The organism is Bombilactobacillus sp. ESL1094, from assembly GCF_058107425.1.
This window is the reverse complement of record NZ_JBYLUM010000001.1, coordinates 60,182-78,244: the sequence shown is the minus strand read 5'-3', so window position 1 is coordinate 78,244 and position 18,063 is coordinate 60,182. Positions and strand designations below refer to the sequence as shown.

The window sequence follows — 18,063 nt, the reverse complement described above, 5'->3', positions numbered from 1 at the left end:
GGGTTCAACCAAGTCTTCCTTTATTAGTATTATGATTGTACTCGGCATTATGCAGGACAAAGAAGCGAATGCGATTGTCTTACGGAAAGTTGCGAACACATTGCGTGATTCGGTCTTTGAGCAATATTTGTGGGCGATTGACCTCCTAAAAGTTAATGACTACTGGCAGTCGTCGGTTAGTCCAATGCAATTAACTTTTTCGTCCAACTGGCCAGCAAATTAGGTTCAAAGGTGCTGATGATCCACGCAAAATTAAATCGCAGACTTTTCGACAAGGCTATACCAAGTTCAAACACTTTGAAGAAGTCACCGAGTTTAAAGGTATGGAGGAAATTCGGTCCATTAATCAGTCACTTGGTCGTGGTGGCTCAGGTATTATTACTTTTTATTCATATAATCCACCAGCAAGGCAATCTAACTGGGTCAATCAAGCGGTCGATACTGAACAGATGCGTGATGATACGTTGGTTAACTTATCTGATTATCGCTCAGTTCCTAAATCTTGGTTGGGTATTGAGTTTTTGGCTGACGCCGAGCAGCTGAAAAAGGATAATGAGAAAGCTTATCGTCATGAGTATCTTGGTGAAGTTACGGGAACAGGTGCGGAAGCGTTTAACAACATTACAACTCGTGAGATTACTGATGAAGAAATCAACAGTTTTGATAAGATTTATCATGGTTTAGATTTCGGTTTTGCACACGATCCAACGGCTTATGTAAATATTTATTGGGATTCCGCCAGATGGCGGATTTTTATTTACAACGAAATTTACCAATTCGGTTTAAAGAATTGTGATGCTGTAAATCAGATTAAACAACTTAATCCATTAAATGAGCCCGTAGCTGCTGATTCGGCTTCTCCAGGTACAATTGCCGAATATCGCAATTTAGGATTGAATATTTGCGGTGCGCGCAAGGGTCAAGGCTCACGCGACCATTAGTGGAAGAGATTTAAAAGGTTATAATGATAATGAAAAAGAAGTATTGTTTAAACGTAATACTAAATTTAGATTTATTAAACGTTATATTGATGACAATGGTCGTCCAGTTTTAGTTGTTGAGGAAGAGTAATGAGTGATAAAAAGCCGTATTAAGATAGTCGTTGGAAAGGTCAAGCTAACGAATTTCATTCAATTGGTAAGCCTAAAAAAGTAACTCCTGAAGAACAAAAGAATCGTGACGAGTTTCTTAAAAAAGCTAGAGAGTTTATGATTAAGCAAAATAATAAGTAATTTACTCATAGAAATGTATTTTTGATGGGCATATTCAATTTTAATAATTGGTACAAAATTATATTAAATTAGCTAAAAACGTCTTAAAACTTAAATTAAGGCGTTTTTATTATGCGCAAAAACAGCGGAGAAAATAAAATGATAGAAATTACAACCAAGAAAATTAATGTTTTAATAATTTGGTTTCTTAATGGTAAAACAGCAAAGTTTTACCAAGTTACTGATTTTTCTGATGTCAATAGCTTAAGTTTTTCATATCTTGGAAAATCAGAAAATATAAAACGCAAAGTTCACTTTAATTTACATCAAATAGCTGGATATGCAATTAATGAATAATTTAATGACCAAGCATTGAGTCACTTTAAAAGAAATGTAAAATCGAGAATAAAAAATATGAATTTTAGATTTATTGAGCAACATTTCGTTTATCATAACGTGGCATCAAAGAAAAGCGCATTACAAATAATTATTTGTAAATCAAATCCATACATCATACATCATCAGGTAAATTATCTTCATATGGTTTATTTTCTTTCAAGCAATTATTGACTATTTCAATAATTCTATTTTCGTCATTTCCAATATTGAATGTAGGAAAATTCTCTCCAAATATACTTTTGTACTTATCAAGTAAGTAAAATGTTGATTCTGTCATTTGAAAAATCATCTCCATAAATATATTTGCTATTATTCAAAAAGCGGTAAAAGATAATTGAAATAAAAATTCTACTTAATTCGCATTGCAGATATCTGCCTTGATTTCAAAAACTAAATTATCAAATTTACTTAAGCGTAATCAATAATTTTTCAATTTTCAATTTAACCTTAAATCATACAGTGACAATTTATGACTCGTCTGTTTTGAAATTAACAGCAACTGCTTCCTCAGGGACAAAAATTGCTGGCGGATATTACTAAAGATGGCATTTCTTCGGCTGATTTAGGTGATTGGATTAGTTCTAATACAGATTTGCCAAAGAGTTCGGTAGATATTTTGATTAATAAATCAGGTTTAGCGTCCGCATTTACCAAGATTAAAGAAGGCAACGTGACAATTAAGTCTTCTGTTAATAGTGATAAGAGTTATTCCGTTTCAATTGCTTTGGATGTTATGAAAACAGATTTAGGATATTTGGAAAATACTTTATCCATTTAGTTTGAAGAAAAAGTTAAAATCAATGATTTCCCTAATATTGATCCTGAGACGGTATTGGTCGTTGTTGGCATAGCAGTTTGGGCTGTATTAGGTTTAGGTGGCTTTGAATCGTTAGCAAGTTTCATTGAGTTATTGTTTACATCCATATCTGTTTAATCAATTAATTTACGAATAAATAATTGCTTGCTTTTTTCTTTAAGTTGTCAACTGATAATTGATTATTATTCAACGTATTCAAATTGTCTTTACTTTTATAAATTGTCTGTACCGGAATTTGTTTTTTAGAAGATTTAGTGTTGTCTAATAGAAGTAATATATATTTCTTGGTTTCTATAAATGTAAATTTTTGCTTACTAGTGTATTCAAGGTTCAATTTCTTATATAAAATTTTGAATAATGGGTCTTCATTTATTTGGTAATTAGGATACTCAGGAGACAGAATATGATTTTCTTGGTAAGCTTTTTTTAAAATGTCAGATTTTGAATACATTTTGATATATTGTAGCTGTGATTTTTTGTCATTAGCAGCAAAGTAAAATATATATTTATCTTGAGACTTTAATATATAGTCTTTTTGACACTTATATTTGATTGCGAAGAATTGAAGTATGTTAATGATTATGGCTGCGATAATTATTATTTTTACCATTGATAATGCCCATAACCATATTATTGTTATTACAATAATGTCAGCAATACAGTTTGTGATGAATATGTTTCTTAATTGCTTGATTCCATAATTTTTCCAGATTATTTGTGATAAATTTTTTATTTGCTGTTTATTTAAAAATGAAATTATCATTTTGATCTCCTTGTTTTACGTGTTTTATATATTATAGCCGAAAGGCTATATTATGGCAGGAACGGTTGAGTCATGATTTACAATTCCTTTTTCGAAATTTATAACCTCAGTGATTAAATGAAATATTCCCACATGTCGGTTCGACTCCGACAGCTGCCGTTGCCCAACGGGCAAAATTCAATAGTTAAACTTATCTGTAGCCAGCAACGGAACTTGAAAATAGTGAGTGGTTTTCAAATTAGGAGTTCAACTCCTTGCTAAATGATAATTAAATTGGAGGTAATGCTTATGAAAATCAACCAAGTAGATCAATTGAAGAACAGCGCCAGCTGTATTTAAGAAATTTTGGTGAAAGGAATGATTTAGATGCATTTAATTTTATTCAAGGTCAAGAAATTGGCGACAAGATTGTTGATTTATTGAAGTAACAAAAAGAGCTCATATATGGAGGAAGCATACATGAGCCTACAATATGCTTATAACAAATTAAGGATGGAAACTAGGTTTATTAGGATTTAACTTAGGAGATAGGTGTTAGTTTAAAATCATCGTCAACTTTCATAAAATCTATTTTAGTATCGAAATTAAGGAACTCAACATTGTAAATAGTATTGTGTTCCATTTTTTCGTATGAACTATTTAACTCCTTTGTAGGATTTAAATTGCTCATGACGTAATTAAACAGGTGTTCTTTAGATAAATAAAGCTCTGCAATGCTTATATACGGTTGTGATATTGGAGTTATAATGTCATTGCTGACATTTTGAAAAACATTTTTCTTATTTCCAGAAAGATATGCTAAATTAATATCTTCTTTACCAAATTCAAAATTTATTTTGCTGGATAGAATGACTCTGTCACCATTGCCTGTTTGATAGGTATTGCAAAACAATAAATGAGAGTTTACTTTCCAAAGTATTTTGTAATTAGGCAATTCTTTGTTTCTAGATCCTTCTTCTTTAATACGTTGAATTGCGTATTCAAATTGTTTTGCTTCAAGTAGGTTCATAGTTAATGCTTCCTTTCTATTAGATAATATTATTATAATTTTAGGGTATTAAAATATGATATATTTTCTTTTGGCGATTATCGTTCTTTGCTTGAAAATATTAAATATATTGATTACCGATTAGATCTTGCTTTTAGAAATTGAATTTGTATTAATCGCAGGATCAATAATCGAAATTATTGTTGAATCAATTATTATTTATAAATTGATTAATAAGCACCTTTAATGAAAGGCAACCAAAATGTTTGTAATAATAATTTCAGCATCAGCAGAATATCCATACTTTCTGTTGGAATTTCGATAATGAGAGAAATTGAGAAGTCAAATTCTCATTGAATGCTTCAAATAACCAATAACGGCTTACACAGCCATTTTAGTCGTGTTGAATATAAAGTTAAGACGTGCTTTGAATTTAAATTGCTGTATCAAACAGTATGCGAGACGCTTTTTGACACTTTTGATATTTTTTGAAAGGATTAAACAAAAATCTGCCATTTTTAATACATTTGGTGTTAAACTTACTTGGTAAAATGTAATTAATAGAAGTGTTACACTTTTTAAATGGCAGCGTGGCTATTGCTTTTTTGCGTACATTAAAAAAGTTTATATTAGGAGGTGTTGTTATGTATAGCAGCCAAGAAATCGCAGATTGGTTTATTGCTCGTAGTAGAGCAGAGGTGTGCTTAGATGATGGTGCAGAGCCGATTACTAATATGAAACTCCATAAGTTAATGTATTTTGCGCAAGGGATTTACCTCGCTTTATATGATAGTCGATTGTTTGATGATAAATTTTATGCTTTTGAACATGGTCCTGTTGTTAATCAAATTCGTGAGAAGTATAAAGGAAAAAATTTGCCGGAACTTAATGATGATATTTCTGATGAAAGAGCAACTGAACTGTCAGAAAATTACGACAAAATATTATCCGATAAAAATGCGGCAGAAGTTTTAGATGCAACTTGGAATGAATATAGTAAATATACTGCTGCTTATTTAAGAAATTTAACTCATGATGATAAAGGACCTTGGAAAAAAGTATTTGATGAACATCAAATGTGGATAACTATGGATGATGAAGATATAAAACAATACTTTAAGGATTATGTTGTTGAATGTCAGTAAAATTTAAAAAGAATAAAAGTTCTGATGATTCTTGGATTGATAAGTTAAGAAAAAGTTCTGATCTTAGGGTAACGTGGAACTTATCTTTTATATCTTCAAATAAAAAATATAACTTAGACAATTCTAATATAAATCATAAGCAATTAATGTCAAAATTAGTAGAAGTTAGCAAACATAGTTTGGTTGCGTTTATGAATTTACCTAAATCAAGCGGTGTTGAGTTTATAGATCCCAATGAGTTAAAAGGAAAACTGTCACACATGGAGTGCCCACCTAATTTTGGAAAGCTTAGAGAGGATATAGCAACAAATAAATTGTTTTCTATACGTTTTTCTGGTAGTTCTAGGATTATCGGTAAAAGAATAGATAATACCTTTTATGTATTTTGGATTGATTCTAATCATGAATTGTATAATGGATAATCCAATAATAATTTAGCACTCAGTCAAGTGCTTTTTTGTACATAAAAAATAATAATTCACTTACTGTTATACACATCGTTGTGCATAATGGCGCTTGTAATCAGGAAAGAGGTATGGAACAAGCAATCTTGAAAGAAGCAGGACTCAAATGAGTCCTTGTTTCTATACCCCTAAAATTTTATGGAGGTTTAGAACATGAAAAACACTGTTGTTTATCCGGTTATTCTTCACCCTGAAGAAGTTGGCTATACAGTTGAAGTTCCTGATATTGAAGGTGGTTGGACTCAAGGCGAAGATCTCAAAGATGCTTTAGTAATGGCACAAGACTTGATTGGCTTGGCTCTAGAAGATGTAATTGATTATCCTAAAGCTTCAGTACTTGAAAACATTGATACAAAAGATAATGAAATTAAAACAATTGTATCAGTGGATATGGATGAGTATCGTCGTAATAATCTTAAAACAGTATGTAAGAATGTTTCGGTACCTGAGTATTTAGTTAAATTAGGTAAAGAAAAGAATATTAATTTCTCTGCTGTTTTAACTGAAGCATTGCGAGCTAAGCTAGAAGTTTAGTCAATATATTGGATTTGCACTCAACCAAGTCCTTGTTTCTATACCCCTAAAATCTAATTTAGAGTAGGAGGCTTAGCATATGATGAAAAAAAGAAAGCGTAAAGACAGAACTTATGAAGAAAAAATGCATAGATATACAGCTTCTGCAGTTATTGCTTTGGTTTTAGGTGTTGCACTTCAGTTGTTGTTTCAAGTTTAATTTTAAGACGGCGATGTTAAGGATGAATATTGACTTGAATAATGATGATATTATTAATGCAAAAACTGCTTCTTTTTGTGGGGGAAAATGAATCTTATGTTCTCATAACGTATAAGCAGAATCCAGGGAAGTTTCCACCTGGATCTATTAGAAAGTTTGTAAAAGCGCGGTTAGTTATTACTGAAGATATGGAAGGCTACTACTGGCATTAAGTATTCGCGTAAATAAAGTTTAGCACTCCATTATAATTTCTTTTCTTTTACATATAAAATAAGTTTGGAAGAGAAAATAATAAACTCTAATTTTTAAAAATTAACCAATTGACAGTTATTTTCAAGCTAAGTAGTATCTCTATAATTAAATATTTTAAATCAAAAAATGGTGACTAAATAATTTGATTAAATTATTTAGTCACCATTAACTGAATTAATGACAGTTAAAAAAGAAAATTGCTAGTTATGATAAACTTTATCTAAAAATGTCAAAGAAACCACTAACATCTTGCAAAATTCCAGAGCTCATTTGTAATGCACTTTGAACAATATCCATCCATGACATAAGTTTCACCTTCTTTTTTAGAATATCAGTATTATATCATAATTATTAAAAAATATCTTTATCACATTTCTTGATAAATAATAATTTATATTAAAAAGATCATATATTCTTTGATGTTTAAGACTGAAAGTAGCTACTTAATTACTATATTGCAAAGATTAATTGTACGTGTTACTTTAACAGGGAGAAGAATCTAATTAATTGTGATGGTGAGATGAGAAAATGAATAAAATAACGATCGTTGGTAGTATTAATTGGGACACTAATTTACGAGTACCACATTTGGTTCGCCCTGGCGAAACAATTCATGCCAAAGAGCATTATAGTGCCGGTGGTGGTAAAGGAGCCAATCAGGCAGTAGCCGCCCAACGCGCCGGCAGTGCAACTTCTTTTATTGGCGGAGTGGGCGCTGATTCGATGGGGGAATCCTTATTAAAACAGTTGCAAACAGAAGGAATTAATATAGCGGGCGTGAAGACGATTGCCAACGAATCAACAGGACAAGCTTTTGTCACTGTCGATGATAATGGTGAGAATAGTATTACTATTTATTCTGGTGCCAATTTTTCCTTTGGCATCGCGGAGGTAAAGACTAATCAACAATTAATTATAAATAGTGATTTTGTGATTGCACAATTAGAAACACCCTTAAGTGCTACTCAAACGGCATTTCAATTGGCTCATGATCATCATGTCAAAACGATTTTAAATCCAGCGCCAGCCATTGATAACTTAGCTCCGGAAGTATTACAGTTGTGCGACGTCATCATTCCTAACGAAACTGAGGCGCAAACCTTAACCCAAATTCCAGTAACCGACTTAACTTCAGCGCGTGCTGCTGCAAAGAAGCTACATCAATTAGGTGTGCCCATTGTCATTATTACTTTAGGTAGTCAAGGAGCTTTCTTGGATGATGGCCAATCTGCGAAATTAATTCCGGCATTTAAAGTTCATGCAGTAGATACTACAGCAGCTGGTGATACTTTTATTGGCGCCTTCAGCAGTGTCTTGAAGCCGGACTTTTCCAATTTATCAGCCGCAGTCTTGTTTGGTAACCAGGCATCGGCTTTAACCGTCCAACGTTATGGGGCACAACCCTCAATTCCTTATCAAACTGAAATTTTGCAATCTTCTTCAAAATGCATAACTGATTTTGCTGATTAAATTAGCAAAATATTAATTGGACTTAGTTGGTCTGTTGGTGCAATTTAGCAACTGTTTGTAAGTGTTGTTGAGCTTTGGTTAACTTAGTATTTTCAGTAGAGATATTTAGTGCTTGGCGCACCTTATGATCGGCTGCTTGATATTGAGCTTGATAGGTTTTAATTTTAGTGAAATTATTCTGTTGATAACAAGTATTCATTTTTTGAAGGCTTTGAATCATTTGCAAAAGATTGTCTTTAGCAGCTTGATTGAAAGCTTTTTTTTGCAATGTTCTTTGGCTATGTTGAAACTCTTGTTGTGCCGTTTGAGTAGTTGCTTTAGTTTCAAGTTTATTATCCCGAATACTGTCAGCGTAGCTATTAATAACATTAGCGTACTGATTATTGGTGCTGTTATAAATGGTTGTTAATTTTTGGTTACTCAGGGTAGTGGGGACACTTTTAGGAGCAGTGGTCTTAGAAGCACAGCCACTAAAAACAAGGGTTGTCATAAATAATGTGCTGATTAAAATAATTAACTTTTTCATCTGAATTTGATCCTTTCAATTAAAACTAGATCTATTATATCAAAATAGTAGCTTGACAAAAAAATAAAGTAAAAGTCAACGTATGAGTTGATTTTTACTTTTATGGAAATCTTTTGGCAAAAGTTAATGTTGGACTAAATTTAAAATGGCCCAGATTATTAAAATTGGAATGATCAGCCAAATTAAGTGGAAAAACAAAATAATAATTGCGCTAATTAAAAGTAATGGTAGAAAAAATAATTTGACAGAAAATTTGAGTAATTTCCAACTGAGACCACCAATCAAAAATAAGATTAATAAGAATAAGATTGTAAACATTATTGGCTCTCCTCATAAATTAATTATCTAATTGCAAGAATTATATGCAAGTTATATTTTAAAAGCAAGTTACGTTTCGCCAAAAAAGCCTTTCAGTAGTAAAATAACTTTAGAACTGAATGAAAGAGGCGTTAATATGGCAAAAGTTGAAAGTTTTACTTTAGATCATACGAAAGTGAAGGCACCTTATGTGCGGTTGATTAGTGAAGAGCACGGACCTAAGGGTGATCTAATTAGTAATTATGATTTGCGCTTAGTGCAACCTAATCAAAATGCAATTCCAACAGCAGGCTTACACACGATTGAGCATTTACTAGCAGGACTGTTACGTGATCGCTTGGACGGCGTGATTGATTGCTCACCGTTTGGCTGTCGGACGGGTTTTCATTTAATTGTTTGGGGTCAACATTCCACGACGGAAGTTGCTCAAGCTTTAAAATCATCCTTAACGGAAATTGCTGAAACAATTGCTTGGGATGACGTGCAAGGAACTGATATTTATAGTTGTGGTAATTATCGCGATCATTCCTTATTTTCTGCTAAAGAATGGTGTAAGCAAATCTTAAGTGAAGGTATCAGTGATCAACCTTTTGAACGACACGTTATTTAATTTAAAGAAGCTTCGAAAACCGCTTGTGCAGGTTTTTCGAAGCTTTTTTGTCTAAAAATTAGTGATACAAATGATGACTTTACCGATAATACAAGTTTCATTAAAATCATCAATCTGATAGGTTAAAGTTGGAAAATCAGGATTATTAGAATCTGGAATGAATTGTACAAATTGTCTTTGGGCATCATAGTAAAAACGTTTAACGGCTACTGCCTGATTAACTTGAAAGACAACTAAATCGTCATTGTGTAATTCGGAGAGTTGATTGATTTTTTGTAAGCCGATTAAGGAGCCATCAGGTAGCACGCGGTTCATGGATTCCCCATTAACTGGGAGAAATATAATATCTCTGACATCTGAATATTTACCTAAAATTTGGCTGGGTAAACTAATGGTTTGCATTTGCTGATCAGTAAAAGGATCAACTTCTTGGGGTAAACCAGCAGAAATTCCTTCGGGAAAATAATTATACTTACGCACTAGTTCTGGAGTTTTTGTAGCTTGACGATAATTATCAAATAATTCTTGTGGTGTTACATTTAATGCTTTAGCATAGATCAGAATCTCTTCTTCGCGTAGTGAGCGCTTTTGATTTTCATGATTGGAAATAGTATTTTGATTGAAGCCGGTTAGTTGACTCAGTTCCTTTTGAGTTAAATGTTGTTTTAAACGTAATTGTTTAATAATAGGTCCTAAGATATTTTTGGGCATAAAATCACTCCTTGCGATAAATATATCACAGCCAATAAATATTAAGCAACTTTTGAATTTAAATCTGAAAAGCTTGACGTAAATATTGCAATATGAGATATTAGCAAAGAGGAGTAAAATTATCATGAAGAAATTAGATCAAAAAACTTTGGATAAGAAAGTCTTGAAAGCAGCTTATTTAAAACCTAAATTTCATTTAAGAACCGCACGGCAAAATCGGGGATTAACTACCACGCAAATGGCACAGTTGATTGGTTTAAAAAACCGCCGCCAATATGAGCAAAAAGAGCGCGGCAAGGCGCCCTTTCATGATTATGAAATGTTAATCATTGCTCAATATTTTGAAATGACCATTGAACAATTATTTTATGAAGATTAGATTCTGGTGTTACATATAATTAGAAGTAGATCACACAAAAGGAAAATGTCTAAAAATTATGCAAATTGAGTCAAAGATCTCCTTCTTATCTTAAAATATTGAGGTGGGGTGACAAAAAATTCGTAATTTAAATGAACATCGGCCTTTTATATTACTCACTTTTAAGCAACTTTTGTTCCAACTGCGATGAACGACTCTAATTGGCTATAAAATACTAATTCAGAGAGCCTAAGAATAGGGTGTTAATTGTTATTTCATTAATAACCACAATAATAAATACAGTATCACTCCGGGAAAAGGTGTAACGGTCAGTACAACCCAACAAATCCTCAGGACATTAGCATTCCAGTCGAAATATTCTGCTATTCCGCCCAAAACACCAGTCAAAACTTTATTAGATCGGGAACGATAAATTGGTAAATGCATAGTAAATCCTCCTTTGTTCTTAAACTGAATCATAAAAGTTTTTCTTGCTGTGATTAGTAGTTATAGAGAACTTTTTTCAAGTTCTAGCTTTATTATAAAGGTCCCAGCATTAATGAGATAGGATAATTTTCCAAGTTAATGACTCCGACTATCCGGAAGACAATAATTAGGTGTATAATATAGTTCCTTGGCAGGGGCATTACTCAAGGATTCAAAACTCACAATGGGGTTTTGAATCCTTTTTTACAGTTGCTTGCTGCTAAATCAGACATTCAAATATCTTAAAGGAGAAGATTATGGCACTTGTGCGACAAAAATTAGCTAAATTATTGCAGTGGCTAACATGGTTGTTAATGCTAGGGATGTTAGTTTCAGCAATCTTTTATGGGCCACAACGCTTAAGCAACCATCGCCTCTGGCTAGGAAGTTTAACCATCGGGTCTGTGGCCTTATTAGCGCTTGGAATTTATCTCTGGCGACAGCTGACAAATCAGCAACAGAAAATAATTAGTTGGTGTTTATTTGCGGCAGGACTAATTTGGCAAATTATTTTAATTATGGCTTTAAGTACGAGTAATGACTGGGATCCACAGAAAGTATTGATGTCGTTAACTCAGCGCACCATGTATAAAAATAATTATGTACTATATAACTACTTATCTTATTGTTCAAATAATTTGTTACTGTTTTATTGTTATGCTGGTTTACTAATGCTGAGTCAATTGTTACATTTAAGTTTAACTTGGACCTTCATTAATTGTTTTAATGCCGTAGCTATTGATTTAGCAGTAGTCTTGTTTTATCTAACTTTGAAAAAAATTACTGCTAAAAAGGTAGCGCACACTGCATTAGTAGTATTAACAATTACTTTAGTATTTAGTCCGTGGGTTATTATTACTTATACTGATACCTTATCGTTATTAACCACCGCATTAGCGATTTATAGTTTGGTCAATATTAAAATGACACAGACTTCCATGAAGCGTTACGGGTGGAGTGCTGTGGCGGGGATTATGCTTGCCTTAGGTTGGTATATGAAAGCTTCCAGTATCATTTTTGCGCTGGCATTGATATTAGTACTTGTAATTTTTAAAACACCTTGGAAAAAAAGTAGCTGCTTCTTATTAATTACTAGTTTGGTTGGTTTTGGTTTAACTTTCGCGACAATCAGTACAATTAATCAGCATCAACAACTATATCCGATTAAGTCTGAGTTAAAGCACCCAGCTACGTACTATATGATGTTAGGTTCTAAGGGACATGGAGCTTGGAACGTGACAGATTTCAATCGCATTGTAGCTACTAAAGGTGAAAAAAATAAAACACAATTAGGCTGGCAAACGTATCAACAGCGGGTTTTAAAAATGGGCTGGCGCTATCCGCTATTTTTAATGAGAAAATTTTACTATACTGTGCGCGATGGATCATTTGGCTGGGGTGAAAATTCCACACCGCGCGGTTTTCTGATTCAAAATCGCCCCCAAACAGCCACCTTGGGCGGATTCTTACGCAGCTTGTTTTATCCTTTAGGTCATTATGTGTCAATTTATTATGTGTTGGCACAGGTTTGGTGGATTGCGATTCTAGTGGGAGCAGTCATTACTTTATGGCAACAGCGGCGGCAACAACCACACTTTTTACAAGTTTGCTTATATTTGACGATTATCGGTGGCTTACTCTATTTAATGCTTTTTGAATCAGGAATGAGTCGTTATTTGATTCAGTTCCTACCATTTTATGTGTTCATTGGCGCCCTGGGTCAACATGAGCTACTGTCCAATAAGTAAGAGAATTATTGTTCTGGCTTAGCAACGGCAATGTTAGCGATCTGTCCGTCAACTAAAGGCAAAACATCTTGAATATTCACGGTTACGGAGCGACCAATTTTACCAGCTGAAAAAGTGATTTTTTGATCAGTAAGTGCTTGTTGGTCAAAATAAATAGGATAATTATGCTGTTCACGAATACCGACGGGACTGTTAGCGCCGTGTTCAAAGCCAGAAGTTTGTTTGAGCATTTTTAAGGGAACCATGGCTACTTTTTTATTGTGGGAGGCTTTGGCTAATAATTTATAGCTTAAATGTTGATTTAATGGAATAACACCCACTAAAGGACCGCTTTGAGAACCATTGAGTACTAATGTTTTATAAACGTGTAATTCGTTGGTTGGATCATCTTTAATTTGCTGAACATCACCAACTTGCTGGGTGGCAAAATCGACAGGTTGGTAAGTGATTTTTTGCTTGTCTAAAATTTTCTCAACTAAGGTTTTTGATAAACGCTTTTTTTTGGACATAAAATCGTGTCTCCTTTTGGAATTTCATTTATAATATTAACATGATTTAGATTTCTAGAGCTAATAGGTGAGAATTTCATGTTTAAACGTCGTAAAACTAACAAAGTTAATTTACAAAAACAAGACTTTGCTCAAATCTTGAAGCAAGTCCGTCAAGATGATGAACGCTTGGTCACTGTTCAACAACAGTTTGAACATTTGACTAAAAAGTATGCACTTCAAAAAAAGTAAAGGAAAATAATTAAATGAGTCAACCAGTTTTTAATCAACTAATCATTACAACTGCTACTCAGAATTTAGATTTAATTAGTGCAGTATTAATTCAACAACAAATTCAAGGGATTGAAACCTTGCCAAATGATCAAGGTTTGGCAATTTATTTGCCGGCAAAGACATTGAATCAACAGTGGTGCCAACAATTACAACAAGAGTTAAAGCAATGGGGGATTACTGCAGATCAGTATGAATTACACCTACATGAAAATGTTGATGTGCATTGGGGTAAGTATTGGCAAAAATACTATCAACCAGTAACTGTTAGTCATTTTTTAAAGATTGTTCCCGCTTGGCAAAAAGATGCTCAACCAGCCACCACAGAAATTATGCTGCGACCACAGGAAGCTTTTGGTACGGGTGAACATCCCACGACTAAGCTTTGTTTGCAAGCATTGGAACTGTTTATTCATGGACAGGAGTCGTTAATTGATGTCGGAACGGGCACGGGGATTTTAGCTATTGCTGCGGCCAAGCTTGGTGTTAATCAGCTCTATGGTTATGATTTATCGGCAGAAGCTGTGACTGTTGCTCAAGAAAATTTTGCACTCAATCAGCTCACTAGTCAGTTTCAAGTCTGTCAAAATTCACTATTAACGGGTGTTCAACAGACAGCCGACATGGTTGTGGCGAATATGCTATTAGACCCACTAACTGCCTTAATGCCACAAATCAATGACCGTCTTAATACTTCAGGCTTAGTGATTGTGTCCGGATTTTTGGTGGAACAAGCAGAAACTATGAAAAAATTATTACAACAGCAACATTTAGTTATTCAACAAGAATTGATTAGTTCGGGCTGGTCTTGTTTGGTAGCTCAAAAGGAGCAAAGTTAATGCAACAAGTTTTTTGGTCAGAAACGCTTGCCCCCAACACCTCAAGTTTAGAGTTGGGCAATCCACATTACCAACATTTAATTAAGGTGTTGCACTATCCCGTAGGTAAACAATTTTGGTTGGTTGATCAGAGCCAGGCGACTTTTGTGGCAACAATCAGTAATATTTTAGCAACTAGTTTTGAAGTGACTCTCAAACCCCAAGCACGCCAGATAACGGAACTGCCGGTGCAAGTTACTTTAGCTTGTGCTTTATCGAAAAAAGACAAGCTGGAATTAATTACTCAAAAAGCAACTGAATTAGGTGTGCACCAGTTGATTTTTTTTGAAGCCCGTTATTCGATTATGAAATGGAAACCGGCGGTTAGAATTAAAAAAATGGCCCGCTTACAAGAAATTGCGCAAGCAGCAGCGGCCCAGTCACAACGTTTGGTCATTCCTAAAATTAGCTATTTAAATAATGTGACCGAATTATTAGATTTTCCAGCAGATCATCGCTTGATTGCTTACGAAGAAGCCGCTAAACAAGGTGAAACAGCCCAATTGGTACAAACTTTGCAGACTTTGCAAGCCCAGCAGTCAATTATTTGTTTATTTGGCCCCGAGGGTGGTTTTCATATTGAAGAAATTACTCAATTGTTGCACAATAACTATATTAGTTGTGGCCTAGGTCCGCGTATTTTGCGGGCAGAAACGGCACCGCTGTACTTTTTAAGTACTTTGTCTTACCAAATTGAATTGAACAAGGAATATTAACGTGAAAAAATTTATTTTAAAATGTTGGCAATCGAATTATTGTCAAATCTGTTTATTAACAATTGTTTTAACGATTACCCTCCCTTTAATTGCGGGGACCTTTAAACTCGGTAAATCTTGGCGAGTTGGTTTGATCTTTTTAGTATTAAATTTAATTTTGGCGGTTTTGTATGGTCGATGGATTAAAAGAACACGCCAACCTAAATGGACGTTTGGAATTTTTCCAGGTTTCTTTTTGCTTCTAGTTTTATTGCATTATTTGACGAGTATCTATGCATATTTGTTGGTAATTTTATATTTGTTAGTGGAGTATTTAGCCTTTTTGTTGAGTACTTCTAAATAATTACTATTAATGATCAATCTGCAGTTAGTCTCATGTCTAAGTAATGAATTGTAGAACTGTACCAGAGAACTGGTGGTTCCAGCAAGCTCTAATGAAAGATTATACTGAAAGGTAGGTGCAGTCGGTTTTGTCGAAAGAAAAAGTTTATACGGCTGATGAAGTTTTTGCGTTATGTGCTACTTATATGAACGAACGTCATGTTAGTTATATTAAAAAAGCTTATCAGATGGCGGCTTATGTGCATCAAGATCAAAGGCGAGCTTCGGGGGAGCTTTATATTGTTCATCCCATTCAAGTGGCGGCTATCTTAGCTAATTTAAAAATGGATCCGGATACTGTTTCGGCAGGTTTTTTACACGATGTAGTGGAAGATACCAAGATTGTTTCTGGTGATATTCGAGAATTATTTGGTGATGATGTGGCTAATATTGTGGAAGGCGTAACTAAAATTTCCAAATATAAGTACAAATCTCATCAAGAATTATTAGCTGCTAATCATCGCAAAATGTTACTTGCAACGGCTAAGGATATGCGCGTTATCATGGTGAAATTAGCGGATCGTTTGCATAATATGCGGACGTTAAATTATTTGCGGCCGGATAAGCAGCGGCGGATTGCCAATGAAACTTTAGAAATTTATGCGCCGTTGGCGGATCGTTTGGGAATCAGTACAATTAAATGGGAATTGGAAGATTTATCCTTGCGTTACCTTAATCCACAACAGTATTATCGGATTGTTCATCTCATGAATTCCAAACGCACACAGCGTGAAGCTTATATTAAACAAGCAGTTCAGGAAGTTCAGGCAAATATTGATCAATTAAACATTCATTATGACATTAGTGGTCGGGCAAAGCATATTTACTCTATCTATAAAAAGATGCAAGAAAAACACAAACGTTTTGAAGAATTATATGATTTGTTAGCGATTCGCATTATGGTTAATTCAGTGCGAGATTGTTATAGTGTTTTAGGTAATATTCATGCGAAGTGGAAGCCGATGCCTGGACGCTTTAAAGATTATATTGCAGTGCCGAAAGTTAACGGGTATCAATCTTTACACACGACCGTCATTGGTCCCCAAGGGCGACCTTTAGAAGTGCAAATTCGTACCTATCAAATGCATGAAGTAGCGGAATTTGGGGTGGCTGCCCATTGGGCTTATAAAGAAGGCAAAAAGTCCGCCATTACTTTGGATCAAAACGACCATCAGATTGATGTCTTTCGTGAAATTATGGAGATCCAAGAAGAAACGACCAATGATGCAGATTTTATGCAAAGTGTGAAGGGCGACATTTTTAGTGATCGGGTTTATGTATTTACCCCTAAAGGCGAAGTCTTAGAATTGCCGAAGGGCTCTATTCCCTTAGATTTTGCTTATCAAGTGCACACTGAAGTTGGTAATCATACGACGGGTGTCAAAGTGAATGGAAAAATGGTTCCGCTTAATTATAAGCTGCGTAACGGCGATATTGTAGAATTATTAACCCAAAGTAATGCCGCACCCAGTCGCGATTGGGAAAATCTAGTCTATACTTCAAGAGCGCGGAATAAGATTAAACGCTACTTTAAAAGTGTTGATCGGCAAGATAATATCGAAGAAGGTCGCAATAAGCTAGAACGTGAATTACTGGACCGCAATTTTGCTCCTAAAACTTACTTGAGTAAAAAAATGTTAAGTAATGTCTGTCAACGTTATAATTTTGAAACTATTGAAGAATTATTGGCAGCCGTGGGTTATGGTGAAATTTCTGCTATTGGGGTTGTTAACCGTTTGACAGAAGCGGATCGTAAAAAGTTGGAACAACAAAAGCAAGCTGAATTAGAACAAAAGATTTTACAGGACACCCCGCCCGAAACGGAAGTGCCGCCAGAAGAAAAAATTGTGGCCAATGAAACTCAGGATCGAGAAGTCAATATTCAAGGTGCAGATAACTTATTGATTCACATGGGCAAATGTTGTACCCCGATTCCAGGCGATCAAATTGTGGGTTATATTACTAAAGGTCGAGGCGTAACTATTCACCGCGCAGCTTGTCCCAATATTGATTTAGAGAGCACTAATAACCGCTTGATTGAGGCAAGTTGGGGGAATGTTCACGACCATCATTATAATGTCAAATTAGAGGTGTTTGGTTATAATCGCAATGGTTTATTGACTGATGTATTGCAAGTTGTCAATAAACGGAGTGATTTGTTGTCTGGTGTCAATGGTCATGTTGATCAAGATCGGATGGCGCATATCACTTTGTCAGTAAAAGTTAGAAATTTGGAACACTTAAAAGATATTATGAATAAGATCAATAATGTTCAGGATGTTTACGACGTGCAACGAGTGATTAATTAAG

Annotated in this window: 24 protein-coding genes; 16 read left to right on the top strand and 8 right to left on the bottom strand. The window is 34.3% G+C overall.

The features are described 5' to 3' along the window. Window positions 1-31 precede the first annotated feature (31 nt). The 3 genes from AC3B5S_RS00375 to AC3B5S_RS00365 all read left to right on the top strand — a co-directional run bounded on the left by AC3B5S_RS00375 (window position 32) and on the right by AC3B5S_RS00365 (window position 1,568). Window positions 32-223 (top strand): phage terminase large subunit, encoded by a 192-nt coding sequence (locus AC3B5S_RS00375; protein ID WP_489789915.1) that lies wholly within the window; start codon window positions 32-34, stop codon window positions 221-223. After that, window positions 219-941: a PBSX family phage terminase large subunit gene (locus AC3B5S_RS00370; RefSeq protein WP_489790411.1), complete on the top strand. Its 723-nt coding sequence runs from the start codon at window positions 219-221 to the stop codon at window positions 939-941. The genes AC3B5S_RS00375 and AC3B5S_RS00370 overlap by 5 nt, the downstream gene beginning before the upstream one ends. 429 nt (window positions 942-1,370) lie before the next feature. After that, window positions 1,371-1,568, top strand: a complete 198-nt coding sequence (locus AC3B5S_RS00365) for a hypothetical protein (RefSeq protein WP_489757595.1) — start codon at window positions 1,371-1,373, stop codon at window positions 1,566-1,568. Between the two features lie 154 nt (window positions 1,569-1,722). On the opposite strand, the gene AC3B5S_RS00360 is transcribed toward AC3B5S_RS00365, so the two are convergent. Further along, complete coding sequence (locus tag AC3B5S_RS00360) at window positions 1,723-1,887, bottom strand: hypothetical protein (protein ID WP_489757596.1); 165 nt, start codon at window positions 1,885-1,887, stop codon at window positions 1,723-1,725. Between the two features lie 243 nt (window positions 1,888-2,130). Here AC3B5S_RS00360 and AC3B5S_RS00355 point away from each other — a divergent pair, with 243 nt between their 5' ends. Then, window positions 2,131-2,388 (top strand): hypothetical protein, encoded by a 258-nt coding sequence (locus tag AC3B5S_RS00355; RefSeq protein WP_489789914.1) that lies wholly within the window; start codon window positions 2,131-2,133, stop codon window positions 2,386-2,388. A 160-nt stretch (window positions 2,389-2,548) separates the two neighbouring features. On the opposite strand, the gene AC3B5S_RS00350 is transcribed toward AC3B5S_RS00355, so the two are convergent. Together AC3B5S_RS00350 and AC3B5S_RS00345 are read right to left on the bottom strand one after the other, a co-directional pair. After that, complete coding sequence (locus tag AC3B5S_RS00350; protein WP_489789913.1) at window positions 2,549-3,190, bottom strand: hypothetical protein; 642 nt, start codon at window positions 3,188-3,190, stop codon at window positions 2,549-2,551. A gap of 520 nt (window positions 3,191-3,710) precedes the next feature. Beyond that, entirely contained in the window at window positions 3,711-4,199 is a 489-nt protein-coding gene (locus tag AC3B5S_RS00345) for a hypothetical protein (protein ID WP_489789912.1), read from the bottom strand. A 623-nt stretch (window positions 4,200-4,822) separates the two neighbouring features. On the opposite strand from AC3B5S_RS00345, the gene AC3B5S_RS00340 reads away from it, so the two are divergent. From AC3B5S_RS00340 to rbsK, 4 genes are all read left to right on the top strand, one after another. Next, on the top strand, window positions 4,823-5,323 hold the full coding sequence (locus AC3B5S_RS00340; protein WP_489789911.1) for a Panacea domain-containing protein: 501 nt from the start codon (window positions 4,823-4,825) through the stop codon (window positions 5,321-5,323). Next, entirely contained in the window at window positions 5,314-5,745 is a 432-nt protein-coding gene (locus tag AC3B5S_RS00335) for a hypothetical protein (protein ID WP_489789910.1), read from the top strand. The genes AC3B5S_RS00340 and AC3B5S_RS00335 overlap by 10 nt, the downstream gene beginning before the upstream one ends. Before the next feature lie 195 nt (window positions 5,746-5,940). Next, a complete protein-coding gene (locus AC3B5S_RS00330; RefSeq protein ID WP_489789909.1) occupies window positions 5,941-6,321 on the top strand; it encodes a type II toxin-antitoxin system HicB family antitoxin in 381 nt (126 codons plus the stop codon). 979 nt (window positions 6,322-7,300) lie between these two features. Beyond that, window positions 7,301-8,242 carry a ribokinase gene (rbsK, locus tag AC3B5S_RS00325; RefSeq protein ID WP_489789908.1) on the top strand — a complete coding sequence of 314 codons (942 nt, stop codon included), beginning with the start codon at window positions 7,301-7,303 and terminating at the stop codon, window positions 8,240-8,242. A gap of 22 nt (window positions 8,243-8,264) precedes the next feature. Here rbsK and AC3B5S_RS00320 read toward each other — a convergent pair whose 3' ends face one another. Then, window positions 8,265-8,768: a hypothetical protein gene (locus AC3B5S_RS00320; RefSeq protein WP_489774966.1), complete on the bottom strand. Its 504-nt coding sequence runs from the start codon at window positions 8,766-8,768 to the stop codon at window positions 8,265-8,267. Window positions 8,769-8,891: 123 nt separating this feature from the next. Further along, window positions 8,892-9,086 carry a hypothetical protein gene (locus AC3B5S_RS00315; RefSeq protein WP_489757602.1) on the bottom strand — a complete coding sequence of 65 codons (195 nt, stop codon included), beginning with the start codon at window positions 9,084-9,086 and terminating at the stop codon, window positions 8,892-8,894. A 136-nt stretch (window positions 9,087-9,222) separates the two neighbouring features. Between AC3B5S_RS00315 and AC3B5S_RS00310 the strand changes: the two genes are divergently transcribed. Further along, on the top strand, window positions 9,223-9,696 hold the full coding sequence (locus tag AC3B5S_RS00310) for an S-ribosylhomocysteine lyase (RefSeq protein WP_489789907.1): 474 nt from the start codon (window positions 9,223-9,225) through the stop codon (window positions 9,694-9,696). Window positions 9,697-9,747: 51 nt separating this feature from the next. On the opposite strand, the gene AC3B5S_RS00305 is transcribed toward AC3B5S_RS00310, so the two are convergent. Beyond that, complete coding sequence (locus AC3B5S_RS00305) at window positions 9,748-10,407, bottom strand: LexA family protein (RefSeq protein ID WP_489789906.1); 660 nt, start codon at window positions 10,405-10,407, stop codon at window positions 9,748-9,750. 124 nt (window positions 10,408-10,531) lie between these two features. Between AC3B5S_RS00305 and AC3B5S_RS00300 the strand changes: the two genes are divergently transcribed. After that, on the top strand, window positions 10,532-10,786 hold the full coding sequence (locus tag AC3B5S_RS00300; protein ID WP_489757605.1) for a helix-turn-helix transcriptional regulator: 255 nt from the start codon (window positions 10,532-10,534) through the stop codon (window positions 10,784-10,786). 249 nt (window positions 10,787-11,035) lie between these two features. Here the strand turns inward: AC3B5S_RS00300 and AC3B5S_RS00295 are convergent, their stop codons facing one another. Continuing rightward, window positions 11,036-11,212 carry a PspC domain-containing protein gene (locus tag AC3B5S_RS00295; RefSeq protein WP_489757606.1) on the bottom strand — a complete coding sequence of 59 codons (177 nt, stop codon included), beginning with the start codon at window positions 11,210-11,212 and terminating at the stop codon, window positions 11,036-11,038. A 296-nt stretch (window positions 11,213-11,508) separates the two neighbouring features. Here AC3B5S_RS00295 and AC3B5S_RS00290 point away from each other — a divergent pair, with 296 nt between their 5' ends. Continuing rightward, complete coding sequence (locus AC3B5S_RS00290) at window positions 11,509-12,999, top strand: glycosyltransferase family 39 protein (protein ID WP_489789905.1); 1,491 nt, start codon at window positions 11,509-11,511, stop codon at window positions 12,997-12,999. Window positions 13,000-13,004: 5 nt separating this feature from the next. On the opposite strand, the gene AC3B5S_RS00285 is transcribed toward AC3B5S_RS00290, so the two are convergent. Beyond that, window positions 13,005-13,508 carry a YbaK/EbsC family protein gene (locus tag AC3B5S_RS00285; protein WP_489757608.1) on the bottom strand — a complete coding sequence of 168 codons (504 nt, stop codon included), beginning with the start codon at window positions 13,506-13,508 and terminating at the stop codon, window positions 13,005-13,007. Window positions 13,509-13,586: 78 nt separating this feature from the next. Between AC3B5S_RS00285 and AC3B5S_RS00280 the strand changes: the two genes are divergently transcribed. The 5 genes from AC3B5S_RS00280 (at window position 13,587) to AC3B5S_RS00260 (ending at window position 18,062) form a co-directional block, all read left to right on the top strand. Next, window positions 13,587-13,739, top strand: a complete 153-nt coding sequence (locus AC3B5S_RS00280) for a hypothetical protein (protein WP_489789904.1) — start codon at window positions 13,587-13,589, stop codon at window positions 13,737-13,739. A 14-nt stretch (window positions 13,740-13,753) separates the two neighbouring features. Further along, complete coding sequence (prmA, locus tag AC3B5S_RS00275) at window positions 13,754-14,617, top strand: 50S ribosomal protein L11 methyltransferase (RefSeq protein WP_489789903.1); 864 nt, start codon at window positions 13,754-13,756, stop codon at window positions 14,615-14,617. Continuing rightward, window positions 14,617-15,372, top strand: coding sequence for an RsmE family RNA methyltransferase (locus tag AC3B5S_RS00270; protein WP_489757611.1), 756 nt, complete (start codon window positions 14,617-14,619; stop codon window positions 15,370-15,372). Before prmA ends, AC3B5S_RS00270 begins: the two co-directional genes overlap by 1 nt. Window position 15,373: 1 nt before the next feature. Then, the gene (locus tag AC3B5S_RS00265; RefSeq protein WP_489757612.1) at window positions 15,374-15,715 is read left to right on the top strand and encodes a hypothetical protein; all 342 of its coding nucleotides are present in this window, start codon (window positions 15,374-15,376) and stop codon (window positions 15,713-15,715) included. Window positions 15,716-15,842: 127 nt separating this feature from the next. Then, complete coding sequence (locus tag AC3B5S_RS00260) at window positions 15,843-18,062, top strand: RelA/SpoT family protein (protein WP_489757613.1); 2,220 nt, start codon at window positions 15,843-15,845, stop codon at window positions 18,060-18,062. Window position 18,063 lies beyond the last annotated feature (1 nt).